Annotated in this window: 13 protein-coding genes; 5 read left to right on the forward strand and 8 right to left on the reverse strand. The window is 40.7% G+C overall.

The annotated features are described in order from the left end of the window. Nucleotides 1-67: 67 nt before the first annotated feature. From BM386_RS07980 to htpG, 8 genes are all read right to left on the reverse strand, one after another. A complete protein-coding gene (locus tag BM386_RS07980) occupies nucleotides 68-1,324 on the reverse strand; it encodes a sulfate adenylyltransferase subunit 1 (RefSeq protein ID WP_091692529.1) in 1,257 nt (418 codons plus the stop codon). Nucleotides 1,325-1,403: 79 nt separating this feature from the next. Next, nucleotides 1,404-2,303 (reverse strand): sulfate adenylyltransferase subunit CysD, encoded by a 900-nt coding sequence (gene cysD, locus BM386_RS07985; RefSeq protein WP_091692530.1) that lies wholly within the window; start codon nucleotides 2,301-2,303, stop codon nucleotides 1,404-1,406. A gap of 172 nt (nucleotides 2,304-2,475) precedes the next feature. Beyond that, nucleotides 2,476-3,180, reverse strand: a complete 705-nt coding sequence (locus BM386_RS07990; protein WP_091692531.1) for a phosphoadenylyl-sulfate reductase — start codon at nucleotides 3,178-3,180, stop codon at nucleotides 2,476-2,478. After that, complete coding sequence (locus BM386_RS07995) at nucleotides 3,155-3,427, reverse strand: DUF2061 domain-containing protein (RefSeq protein ID WP_091692532.1); 273 nt, start codon at nucleotides 3,425-3,427, stop codon at nucleotides 3,155-3,157. Before BM386_RS07995 ends, BM386_RS07990 begins: the two co-directional genes overlap by 26 nt. Before the next feature lie 76 nt (nucleotides 3,428-3,503). Continuing rightward, on the reverse strand, nucleotides 3,504-3,920 hold the full coding sequence (locus tag BM386_RS08000) for an RrF2 family transcriptional regulator (RefSeq protein ID WP_091692533.1): 417 nt from the start codon (nucleotides 3,918-3,920) through the stop codon (nucleotides 3,504-3,506). 109 nt (nucleotides 3,921-4,029) lie between these two features. After that, nucleotides 4,030-4,899, reverse strand: coding sequence for a CPBP family glutamic-type intramembrane protease (locus BM386_RS08005; protein WP_091692534.1), 870 nt, complete (start codon nucleotides 4,897-4,899; stop codon nucleotides 4,030-4,032). A 12-nt stretch (nucleotides 4,900-4,911) separates the two neighbouring features. Continuing rightward, entirely contained in the window at nucleotides 4,912-5,574 is a 663-nt protein-coding gene (locus tag BM386_RS08010; protein ID WP_139235872.1) for a hypothetical protein, read from the reverse strand. Between the two features lie 364 nt (nucleotides 5,575-5,938). After that, nucleotides 5,939-7,825, reverse strand: coding sequence for a molecular chaperone HtpG (htpG, locus tag BM386_RS08015; RefSeq protein ID WP_091692536.1), 1,887 nt, complete (start codon nucleotides 7,823-7,825; stop codon nucleotides 5,939-5,941). Between the two features lie 174 nt (nucleotides 7,826-7,999). On the opposite strand from htpG, the gene BM386_RS08020 reads away from it, so the two are divergent. From BM386_RS08020 to ccsA (BM386_RS08040), 5 genes are all read left to right on the forward strand, one after another. After that, nucleotides 8,000-8,665, forward strand: a complete 666-nt coding sequence (locus BM386_RS08020) for a heme exporter protein CcmB (protein ID WP_091692894.1) — start codon at nucleotides 8,000-8,002, stop codon at nucleotides 8,663-8,665. A 286-nt stretch (nucleotides 8,666-8,951) separates the two neighbouring features. After that, a complete protein-coding gene (ccsA, locus tag BM386_RS08025) occupies nucleotides 8,952-9,626 on the forward strand; it encodes a cytochrome c biogenesis protein CcsA (protein WP_091692537.1) in 675 nt (224 codons plus the stop codon). 3 nt (nucleotides 9,627-9,629) lie between these two features. After that, on the forward strand, nucleotides 9,630-9,872 hold the full coding sequence (locus BM386_RS08030) for a CcmD family protein (protein ID WP_170857058.1): 243 nt from the start codon (nucleotides 9,630-9,632) through the stop codon (nucleotides 9,870-9,872). 14 nt (nucleotides 9,873-9,886) lie between these two features. Then, on the forward strand, nucleotides 9,887-10,303 hold the full coding sequence (locus tag BM386_RS08035; RefSeq protein WP_091692538.1) for a cytochrome c maturation protein CcmE domain-containing protein: 417 nt from the start codon (nucleotides 9,887-9,889) through the stop codon (nucleotides 10,301-10,303). Between the two features lie 26 nt (nucleotides 10,304-10,329). Further along, nucleotides 10,330-12,852 (forward strand): cytochrome c biogenesis protein CcsA, encoded by a 2,523-nt coding sequence (gene ccsA / locus BM386_RS08040; protein ID WP_091692539.1) that lies wholly within the window; start codon nucleotides 10,330-10,332, stop codon nucleotides 12,850-12,852. Nucleotides 12,853-12,869 lie beyond the last annotated feature (17 nt).

A 12,869-nucleotide genomic window follows, 5' to 3' on the forward strand; every position in this document is an offset into this window, starting at 1 on the left:
GGTTTTTGTCTGGGTTGGAAAGTTGGAAAGTGATAAGGTTATTAAACCTCTACTTCCAATTTTTTAATCATTCTATAAATCCAACCGAAACGGTATCATACTCTGCTTCATCGATTAGGATGAAGCTTCCATTTGACTTATTAGTCTTATAAGGATCAAAATGAATGGGCTTGCTCAATCGGAAATGAACCCGCCCTATGTCATTTAATTTTAAGGAATGAGCATCTTCTGCTCCTGTGAAATCCGTGTGAATTCTGGACTCTATTTGATCTACTTTTGCCAAGACACGATTTACTCCGTGCTGCAAAATATACTTCTTGCCTACGGTCAAAGCCTTGTTGTTCACCTGACAAATGGTGGCGGAAATCTGCTTTTCACTGGCTGGCAATTCCCCGCTTTTCACTAACATATCTCCGCGGCTCAAGTCCACTTCTGTTTCTAAGGTGATTGCAATAGAACTTCCTGCAGAAGCTTCTTGAACTTCCTGATCGAAATAGTGTATGCTTTTGATTTTGGAAGTATTCAATGAGGGCAAAAGCGTTACTTCATCACCTACTTTCAGGTTACCTCCGTAAAGCATTCCTGAAAAACCCCTGAAGTCATGCCAGGCTTCGGTTTTTGGACGGATGACATATTGCACAGGGAATCTCGCCACAGAACTTGGTTCCAAGTCCGATGGCTCAAGCACTTCCAGGTGATCTAAAAGTGTATTTCCCACATACCAAGGCATCTCTTCTGACTTTCTGGCGATATTTTCACCTTTCAGCGCCGACACCGGAATAAAGGTAATCTGGTCCTCAGAGAAATCTGATTTGGCTACCAAAGCATCAAAATCAGCTTTGATCTTCAAGTACACTTCCTCATCATAATCCACCAAATCCATCTTGTTGATCGCAACGACCACATGGCTGATTCGAAGGAGATTTGCGATAAAGAAATGGCGATAAGTCTGCTCGATCACGCCTTTTCTGGCATCGATCAGAATGATCGCCACCTGAGAAGTAGAAGCCCCGGTCACCATGTTTCTCGTGTACTCCACATGACCAGGAGTATCCGCTACGATAAAATTGGTTTTCGCAGTATTGAAATAAATATGTGCTACATCGATGGTAATTCCCTGCTCACGCTCGGCTACCAAGCCATCTGTTGCCAGAGAAAAATCCAAGTAATCATATCCGCGTTGCTTGGAGCTGCGCTCGATTGCTTCGATTTTATCTGTGGTCAGAGATTTGGTATCGTAAAGTAATCGCCCGATCAGCGTGCTCTTGCCATCATCGACAGAACCTGCAGTAGCGATTTTTATTAGTTTTCTATTTTCAGACATGTTGTTCATTTTTTAGTTGATAGTCAATAGACCATGGTTAAGAATACTTTGTACATGGTACATTGTACTTCGTACAATTCTAGAAGTACCCGACTTTCTTTCTAGTTTCCATGGCCGCTTCGGATCGCTTGTCATCAATTCGTGCACCACGCTCGGAAATGGTAGATAGACGAATCTCGCCCACTACGTCTTCCAGAGAAACTGCTTCCGAAAGGACCGCGGCAGTACAAGTCATATCTCCCACCGTTCTGAACCTTACCATTCTTACTTCAACTTCTTCGTGGGCCTCTCTGAATACATGCTCATTGGCTGTCCAGATCATGCCGTCCCGGAAGAAAACTTCCCGCTCATGCGCAAAATAGATTGATGGAATCTCAATATTTTCGGTTTTGATATACTCCCAAACGTCCAATTCAGTCCAGTTGGAAATCGGGAAACAACGTACATTCTGTCCATTATGGATTTTTCCATTTAGCATATCAAAAAGCTCTGGACGCTGATTTTTCTCGTCCCACTGACCAAAGTCATCTCTTACTGAGAAAACCCGTTCTTTCGCTCTGGCCTTCTCCTCATCCCTTCTCGCTCCTCCTATACAAGCATCGAATTTGAACTCTTCGATGGCATCCAAAAGCGTGGTAGTCTGAAGAGAATTTCTGCTTGAATATCTACCGCGCTCTTCACGAACTTTCCCCTGGTCTATGGAATCCTGCACATTGCGCACGATCAACTCCAATCCGAGCTCTTCCACTAACTTATCCCGGAACTCAATGGTCTCAGGGAAATTATGCCCAGTGTCCACGTGCAATAAAGGAAAAGGAATCTTCGCTGGGTAAAATGCTTTTTGAGCCAATCTCACGAGTGTAATGGAATCTTTTCCTCCGGAAAAAAGCAAAACCGGACGCTCAAACTGCGCCGCCACCTCACGGATGATGTGGATCGATTCTGCTTCTTTCGGATTAGGAATTAATAGGTTGTTCATTTCCTTACTATTTATGTCTTCTGATTGACTTCATTATTCGCTATTCGATGTTCATCATTCTTAATTAATCTTTTAATATCGAATGAAAAATGATGAGATAATGAATGTTGAAGTTCTAATGTCTTAAGTCTAAAATCTTATGTCTTGATTCTTGATTCTAAAATCTCAGATCTCACTTCGCATGCAGCCCACACTCCTTTTTTGAATCTTCCCACCACCATCTTCCGGCTCTTGCATCTTCTCCTTCCATAATCGCCCGTGTACATGGAGCACAGCCTATGCTGATAAAACCCTTGTCGTGAAGTGGATTATATGGAATATTCTTCTCGCTTATATAGTTGATCATGTCTTCAAATGTCCAATCCAATAAGGGATTGAACTTCAGAATCTGATTTCCTTCATCACATTCGATGCGTTTCATTCCTGATCTATTGGCTGATTGCTCGGCACGAAGTCCGGTGATCCAGACATCATTTCCCGCCAAGGCTCTTTTTAAAGGCTCTACCTTGCGGACAAAACAGCAGGACTTGCGGTTTTCAACCGAGTCATAAAACCCATTTATTCCAATCTCCGAAACCAGTTTTTCTACAGATTCTGTATTGGGATAATAAACTTTGATATTTTGCTTGTACTTCGCTTCAGTTCTGGAAAGCAGATCCAAGGTCTCCGGAAACAATCTCCCCGTATCCAGGGAAAAGATCGAAATCGGTAAGTTTGTCTCTGCGATCAATTGCGTGATTACCTGATCTTCCTGACCCAAAGAAGTAGAGAAAGTGACTTTGCCGGGGAATAAATCCGCGATCAAGGCCAATCCTTCCTGAGCACTCAATTCACTCAACTGAGCCTCTAACTCATGCATATTCTTTTCGAGTGTCATCTTCTTTTACTTTAGGTACAGATTCCCAGATTCTCTCATGGAAATAAAACAGGATGATTTTGGAGAAAACCTCAACAGATCCAATTGATAACGCCATCACGAACTCTCCAGTCACGAAATAGGAAATGATAATGGTGTCAATTGTACCCACGATTCTCCAAGAGATAGACTTAAGCAAGCTCTTCGCATTGCTATCTTTTCCCGGCTTGCTGGCAAACAGCTTTTTGAGTGGTTGGTCTAAAATCATACTAGGTTTATTACGAGCATAAAGTACAAAAGTATATAAACCCTATAAAATATATAGGGTTTATGGTAAAAAATTTTTATTCTTCTTTTAGAATATCCTCTAATGTCTTGTTTTCCAGTATTTTAAGAGTTTCATCTCTTACTTGGATCATCACTCGATTTATCCCGCAAACAGCTTCATTTTTGCACTCATCGCAGGGTTCGTAATAGTTTAAGCTCACGCAAGGAAGCAAAGCAATTGGTCCATCCAACAGGCGGATCACACGGGAAAGTGGAATATCCTTGGGTTCTTTGATCAGGTAATAACCTCCACCTTTTCCTTTTTTGCTTCCCAGCATTCCTGCCTTTTTGAGTTCCAAAAGTATATTCTCCAAAAACTTATGGGAAATCCCATGCTCTTCAGCAATCTCTTGTATCAAAACTGTCTTCTCATCTTTGTGTCTTCCAAGATAAGTCAGGGCATGAAGGGCGTATTTGGTCTTTTTAGAAAGCATAGACAAAAATAAGCTTTTTGGCGGAATACCCTAGTGTGGAGGTAGGCTTTGATTATTGAGGAAAAGGATGAGGTTAATAGTAAGAGAATCGAGAGTTAACTCCCTTTCTTCAATTCCCCTTTTTAATCAACAACGAATCCATTTCCAAAGCCTTGATGAAATTAAATTTAAGGTCAACTTCATTTTCCGATTGGAATGTGATATTATATTTAACATATGGTTCAGTAACTAACATTGTGTCTAATATTTCAGGACTAACTATTCCCAAAACATCTTGAAGGTTCAAATTTGTAATAGTTAATATATTATCTTTTGGTTTATAATGCCCAGAATTTGAATTCAAAAAAGGAATTCGTTGATACTCCATTTGATAATTCTCTGTTATCACTTCTCCAGGCTCTTCTGAGATCCCAAATTGCAGGTACCACAAAGTGATTAAGCCTAACACCAAGTTCCATCCTCCATGTAGTAGAAAAGCCCATATAATAGATTTATTAAGAATTACCCAACTAAATATTAAACCGAGCGAGAAAGTAACTCCAAGAAAGGGTATCCAAGACCAACTGAGATTAGCTTCCTTAGGTAAATGAAGAGAACTGAAGAGTAGGGATGTGAGAATAATTAATATATCCAATATTAAGCCATATTCATATCTTTTATACAAAATAAAAAGTCCATATATAATCAATACGAATATAAACACATTGATATTCCAGCCTGAGACAAATAAACTCATTGGGGTGAGAATTATAAAAAGGCCTTGAAGTATTTTGCTTTTTGACAGAAAGCCACGAAACCGTATCTCTTCGTATAATGGAGCAAATAGTACAGGTAATATGAAAGTATACAAATAAAAACTTGAAAAACTAGACTGCTTTATATCAGTCAGCGGTGGTGCTAGCTGAAAAAAAGCAATAAAGAAAAGTACCAGTGAAAGCAATATGCTTCCACTGATAAGTAACCATTTTTTTTGATTCATTAAGTTATAGGATTAATCAGGCAATTGACAGTTGACTGTACACGTACTTTCACTAAACCATCCTCCTTCTGTTACTTCCAATTCAGCCACTCCGCCTGCGTTTGCACAATTGTTTAAGGCTAGTGCACAAATACTATATACATCATCTCCAAGTTCATCCAATATAGCAGCCAAAAAATATGCTAATGGCCAACACCACGGACATGCAACCGATGTTCTAGAATTAGCTGAACCCATTGAATCACTCGGTGGTATTGTGAAATTGAGATTTTCAAACTTCAAGCCATTACTAAGTTCTACATCAAATGATATAGTACCGGGTTTTGACTCATCAACGTTTAGCAATTTTAAATACTCATCAGTCACCTCGTTTTCGATTATGAAACTATCATCTTTAAGCCTATAATTTTCTTGAAGATTTTCAAGATTAATATTTAAAGATTCAGTATCATACAAAAACTCATGTTTTCTTGAGTTTCTCTTATACTTAGTAATTGTCCCCTTAGAATTATCATTAAAGATATAAGTGTTTTCACCAATTCTGAGTACACCTTTGTTATCATCTTCTAGAGCTTGAGTAAGATCATCATTTAAAATAATTTCTGTTTGATCAAATTCACATCCGAAGGCAAAGTATGCCAAGCATACAAGTGCCATTAATTTAATTGTCTTCATTTTGCTTAAAAATTTTAGAGTTGTTGATTTATTAAAAAGTCTTCGGCGCTTTAAACTTATTTCTAATTTATACTTCAACCATTTATGGATCCAAATTCTTAGTATAAAAATTTTTAAACTACTCATATAACCAACTGACAATCAGCTATTTTATTTTTAACTCACGCAAAAATCCCATTTATAACGTGCTATAATTCAATTAGTTAACAAAACTCGAAAAGTTGATTTCAAACTGCATATTTTTACGTTTGAAGAGTCAAAAACGAAAAAAATCCCCGAGCTTCTCGGGGATTTTTAGAAAATTAAACTCTCCAAAGGTTGACCCCGATAGCTATCGTGGGCCTTGGAGGGTAGCTACTACCAATTACAACAACTCTACACTTCTCTTTACAAAGGCTGTCAGATCTTTACCTGTTAGCAAACCTTGGGAAAGAAGCGCAAGATCAAATGATTGCTTGGCTATTTTGATCTTTTCTTCTTCGGTTGCTGCTTTCAGAACTTTGTCCACTACTGGGTGATTTCCATTGATGGCCACTTTGTACGCATCAGGAAGGGAACCGTAGAAGCCCATTCCTCCGCCACCTGTGGCAGCCATTTCCTTCATTCTGCGCATGAATTCCTCCATGGTGATTGTCACTGGAAGTTCCTCCGGGCTTAAGCCTTCCACTTCTACTGTGTAAGTCTTATTGTTGATCGCTTTGTCGAAGATTTCCTTCACTTCCTTGCTCTGATCTTCAGTCAGTAGGTTGGCGTAAGTCTCATCCTTCTGGATCAGCTTCTCGGCTACATCGGCATCTACGCGTTTCAGAGACGTTTTTTCCAGTTTGCTTTCCAAATTCTGGATAAAGTGACTATCTATCGGTGAGTCCATCACTAAGACATCGTAGTCTTTCTTGTTGGCAGATTGAATAAATCCATCCTGCTTTTCCAAATCAGTTGCATACAAAATGACCGTTTGCTCATTCTTGTCTGTTTGGTTTGGCTTTACTTTAGACTGGTATTCTTCGATTGTGAAGAATTCGCCATTTGTATTTTTAAGTAATGCGAAGTCTTTCCCTTTTTCGTAAAATTTCTCCTCAGAGATCATTCCGTATTTCACGAAAAGTCCGATATCACCCCATTTTTGCTCGTAAGCAGTTCTGTCTTTTTTGTAAAGCTCAGCAAGCTTGTCTGCTACTTTCTTAGTGATGTAAGAATTGATTTTCTTCACATTCCCATCCGCCTGCAAGAAGCTTCTGGATACGTTCAAAGGAATATCCGGAGAGTCAATCACCCCATGCAGCAACATCAGGAACTCTGGTACGATGTCTTTTACCTCATCGGTGATAAATACCTGACGGCTGAATAATTTGATCTTGTTACGCTGAAGTTCGAATTCGTTTTTCACTTTAGGGAAATACAAAACTCCCGTCAAGTTGAATGGATAATCCACATTCAAGTGAATCCAGAAAAGTGGATCCTCAGACATTGGATAGAGTTCCTTGTAGAATTTCAGGTAATCCTCGTCGGTCAGATCGCTTGGTGATTTGGTCCAGATAGGAGTAGTAGTATTGATGATATTATCAACTTCCACTGACTTCCATTTCTTCTCGCCTTTGTCATCCACTCCATCTTCTACAGATTCGGTTTTCGTGCCAAATTTGATCGGAACAGGAAGGAATTTTGCGTATTTGTCTAAGATCCCCTGAAGCTTCCATTTGTCAAGGAATTCTTCAGAATCTTTGTTGATATGTAGAATAATGTCGGTTCCGCGTTCTTTTCTTTTTCCTTTGGAGATTTCGAAAGAAGTAGAACCGTCACAGGTCCATTTAGCGGCTTCCGCGCCTTCTTGGTAGGAAAGTGTGTTGATTTCCACTTTGTCAGCAACCATGAAAGCCGAGTAAAAACCTAGCCCGAACTTACCTATGATCTCATTGGCATCTTTGGCGTCTTTGAATTTCTCTACGAATTCCTCAGCCCCTGAGAAAGCCACTTGGTTGATGTACTTTTTGATTTCCTCAGCAGTCATCCCCAGACCTCGGTCGGAGATGGTGATGGTTTTCTTTTTCTCATCAAAGCTCACTTCCACAGTCGTATCTCCGAGTTCGCCGGAATACTGACCTAATGTCGCAAGTCGCTTGATTTTTTGTGTCGCATCGACAGCGTTGGAGACAAGTTCTCTTAGAAAAATCTCGTTATCAGAATAGAGAAACTTCTTGATAATCGGGAAAATGTTCTCGGTATGGATCGAGATCGTGCCTTTTTCCTGCATGGCTATAAATTAGTTTAGTTAAACACAATGTTTGTCGGGCACAGAATTGCAAGTGTTGTTCCAAAGGAGATTTGGTGTCATTTTGGCAGTTTCGATTTGGGATTTCTGATATACGATTTCAGATTTGTCGGACCGAAATCCGAAATCCAAAATCCGAAATCAATATATTTGGCGATGCTAAAGGTAATCTCGGTTCTGATCAGTAAAGAAGTCACGCTCGAATGGCGGCAGAAATTCGCGCTGAATGGGATTTTGCTTTATGTGGTTTCGGCAGTTTTTATCACTTATTTAAGTGTAGGTGCTAGACAAGGGAATATTTCCACTCCTACCTGGAATGCCCTGTATTGGATCATCATTCTTTTCTCGGCAGTGAATGCCGTGGCAAAAAGTTTTGTGCAAGAGCATCAAGGCCGTCAACTCTATTATTACATGATAGCATCTCCCGAAGCGATTATCCTTTCCAAAATCATTTACAATACAGGTCTGACGCTAATTCTAGCACTTTTGGGGTATGGCGTTTTTTCAGTAATTTTGGGCAATCCTATTCAAGACCAAGGCTTATTTCTACTCAATTTGGTTTTAGGAGCAATGGGTTTCTCGGCAAGTTTGACCATGGTAAGCGGGATCGCTTCCAAAGCTGGAAATAACGCCACACTGATGGCCATACTAAGTTTCCCGGTAATCATCCCGATTTTGCTGATGGCCATCCACATTTCCAAAAACGCAATGGACGGATTGGACTGGAGTGTAAGTGTGGATAAACTTTTGACACTTCTGGCAATCAATGTCATCGTAGCAGTGACTGGGTTTATTCTGTTTCCTTATTTGTGGAGGTCGTAGTCTTCTTAATTTGGAGTTCATCATTCATCATTCGTGATTTAAAATTGAAAAATTGGAAGATTGGAAGATTTGAAAATTACTCACCAACTCGTCGTATCCTAAACCTCCATTTATTTCTCGAAAAATAGACTTCCTAAAAAGTCAAAATTAAATCCCATCTTTAATTATCTTCTCTGTGAGCTCTATGTTATCCTCCGCGAATCTCCGCGGTTAAAAGAACTCACAAAAAGCAGCGTTTTCAGGAACTTATGCCTTATTTTTGCGCTTAAATTAGCAAAAATGCCCTATGCGCCAATCCTGGTGGAAATTTCTTGCAATTGCCCTGCTGCTGTACACACTAATCGCAGGCTTGCTGATGGACGTACCTCGACTACCCATCTTAAACGAAACTATACGAGCACTTTACTTCCATGTGACGATGTGGTTCGGCATGATACTCATGCTAGTCGCTGCTGTGTACTATAGCATCAAATACCTTCGCACCAACGACATTAGGCACGATGACATGGCGATAGAATTCACCAACTCAGCCATTCTATTCGGAGTATTGGGAATAGTAACGGGTATGCTTTGGGCCAAATTCACCTGGGGAGACTACTGGAGTAGTGATCCCAAACAAAATGCTTCAGCCATCGGGATATTAATGTATTTCGCATATTTAGTACTAAGAAATTCACTAACTGACTCTCAGCAGAGAGCGCGTATCGGAGCCATTTATAACATTTTCGCCTTCGCGGCTTTTATTCCCCTTATCTTCGTATTACCAAGATTAACAGACAGTTTACATCCTGGAAATGGTGGAAACCCCGGCTTCAATGCCTATGACTTGGACTCCAAACTTCGGGCGGTGTTTTATCCGGCGATTATTGGATGGACACTTTTAGGTAGCTGGATCGCAACTGTGCGCGTCAGAATGCGTAGGGTGGAGAGGACAATTGAAGACCGAATGATTAATTCCTGATAAATGAAAAAATTACTAACAATAGCTCTTTTGGTTTTCAGTCTTTCTGCTTTGGCACAAGAGAAAATCCCTGTCACTGAAGCCGATTACACCAATAGCTCGGTAGAAATGGCAGATGTCATGCGTTCAAATGGTAAAATCTATGTTTTGGTAGGTGTCATCGGGATCGTTTTCGCCGGGATCACCGTCTATCTCATCAGAACAGATCGTAAAATCACCAAGCTCGAAAAAAATCTTCATTCCTAAAATTCAATAATCTTATGAAAACAGGACATTTAATAGGCCTAGGAATCATTGCAATATCAATAGTAATTATCATGACTTCCATCGGTGATGCAAGTAGCTACGAAAGCTTCACCACTGCCAAAGAAATGAAGCAAAATGGAGATGACAAAGCGATTCACGTAGTTGGACAGCTGAAGAAAGATGGAAGCGGAGAAGTGACTGGTTTAAATGTGCGAGAGGACAAAGTTTCTTTCACTTTCATGTTGGTTGACAACGAAGGAGTGGAGCAGGAAGTGTTTTACAATGAGCCAGTTCCTGCGGATTTCACCCGCTCTGAATCTGTGGTGGTGATCGGTTCATATAAGAACGACGAAATATTTATTGCCGATAAAATCCTGATGAAATGTCCTTCAAAATATCAGGAAACTGAAGTGCAGGCGGCAGGAATGTGAGTAAGAGCAGTTAGAATAAAAAATCCATGATCAATACCTTTATCGGTAATCTTGGCCACTTCATGACAATAGTGGCCTTCGTCAGTGCACTGACTACCGCATACGCTTACATTCAATATTTCCGCGCTAACGAAATCGACAAAGCCAGCTGGAAAAGATTCAGTAGAATCAGCTTCGGTATCCACGGCATTTCCGCAGTGATGATTGCTGTGTCACTTTTTGAGATTATCTACAATCATCGTTTCGAGTATTTTTATGCCTACTCGCACAGTTCGGAAGCGCTACCCGTTCACTATATGATTTCCAGCTTCTGGGAAGGCCAAGAGGGAGCTTTTATCCTTTGGATCTTTTGGAATGTGGTGCTGGGAACCATCCTTATTTTCACCAATAAGTTCTGGGAAGCGCCAGTAATGATCGTTTTTGCACTCGTGCAGGCATTCTTGGTTTCCATGATATTGGGTGTTGTGATTGTGGATTTGAAAATCGGCAGCTCGCCTTTTATTCTCTTAAGAGATGCGACTCAAGCGCCAATCTTCCAGATGAATCCTGATTTCGTTCCTGAAGATGGAACAGGATTGAATCCACTTTTGCAAAACATCTGGATGGTCATTCACCCTCCAACACTCTTCTTGGGCTACGCTTCGACTTTAGTCCCTTTCGCCTTCTTGATGGGAGGACTGGTGACCAAAAAGTATTCTGAATGGATTCGTCCAGCGTTGCCTTGGGCGATTTTCTCCGCTATGATCCTAGGAATGGGAATCATCATGGGAGCTTACTGGGCATATGTGACGCTGAACTTTGGCGGGTATTGGAACTGGGATCCGGTGGAAAATGCAGTGTATGTACCCTGGCTCATTTTAGTAGCTTCGATCCACACCATGATTACTTACAAGAAAAGTGCAACGGCACTTAAGACCTCGATTGTCTTAGTGATTATGACTTTTATCCTAGTGCTTTATGCCACTTTCTTAGTGAGATCAGGTGTATTGGGCGACGCTTCTGTGCACTCATTCACCGACCTTGGGCTATCCGGGCAGCTGCTGATCTACATGCTTTTCTTCCTAGTTGTGGCTGTAGTCCTTTGCGTGATCAATTGGAAACATATTCCGACTTCAGAGAAAGAGGCTTCAGTTTACTCCCGTGAGTTTTGGGTGTTTATCGGTGCCACTACACTTGCATTGATGGCATTTCAGGTGATTCTTCCTACTTCCATTCCAGCTTGGAATGCGATGGTGGAAAGTTTCGGAGGCATATCGAATATGGCACCTCCGGCAGATCAGATAGAATTCTATACCAAATTTCAATTGTGGTTTGCTGTAGCCTTGGCTATGCTTACGGCCGTAGGACAGTTTTTCTGGTGGCAAAAAATGGACAAAAAAGCCCTGAAAGATGCGCTATTGACTCCTTACATCATATCAGTATTGCTATCTGCAGCGATTATCGTTTTGGCCAAAGTCTTTGATTGGCAATATATGATCATCGTCCTTGCGGGCACATTTACGATTACTGCCAACTCGGTAATTTTAGCCAAGATCTTGAAAAAATCTACGTTCAAACTAGCGGGTGGCTCTTTGGCGCATATTGGTCTAGGTATGATTCTGATCGGAATCATGTTCAGTTCAGGATATTCCGACACCATTTCCATCAATATGTCTGGCTTGACTTACAGCAACAGCTGGGAAGATGAATTGAACAAAGAGCATGTGCTACTTTGGATCAACAAGCCTACTCAGATGAAGGACTATACGGTGATTTACCGTGGTCGTCAGAAGAAGGTAAAAGGTATTTCTGAGTACGTTCCCGCGAAGATTCTTGAACCTACAGGTAAAGTAAATGAAGCCCTTGCTTTGGAGGATTACAAAGATTACTTCAAGAAAGGAGATAAAGTAGCTATCGTGCTGGAGGAAAACGACTACTTCCAGATCGAGTATTACCAAAATGAAGTGCTGAAGTTTTCACTTAGTCCCATGTCTCAGTTCAACGAGGGAATGGGTGGGTTGATTTCTTCTCCTGCTTCCAGAATCTTTATTGACAAGGATCTTTATACTTACGTGGCAGCCATGAATGATTCTGAAGATCCAGATTGGAAAGAAGATGAAACCTATGAAGTTGCTCCTGGCGAGCAATTCCACATAGCAGACTTCGTGACTTACTTTGATGGGGCTGATGTGCTGAAAGAGCTCGATGGATATGTCCTTCAGGAAGGTGACGTCGCTGTGAGAGCAAATCTCCGAATTTTGGATTACGATGTAGAGAAATTAATTCAGCCAACTTTCATCATTAGAAACAACCAGGTTGGAAAACTACCAGTGGTAGATAATGAGCTCGGAATCAAAGTGAGTCTTGAAAATATCCTGCCTGAAGAGAATAAGTTTGTCTTCAAAGTCAATCAATACCAAAAAGACTATGTGGTGATGAAGGCTATTGTAAAGCCTTATATCAATATTCTCTGGATTGGAACTATCATTATGCTTGCTGGATTTACGGTAGCTATATTCAGAAGATTTGATGAGTTCAAAAAGATGCGTGATAAAGGAATGGAGATTTAAAGTAGAATTCTGAAGTC

This window comes from Algoriphagus locisalis, from assembly GCF_900116615.1.
GTDB classification, from domain to species: Bacteria; Bacteroidota; Bacteroidia; order Cytophagales; family Cyclobacteriaceae; genus Algoriphagus; species Algoriphagus locisalis.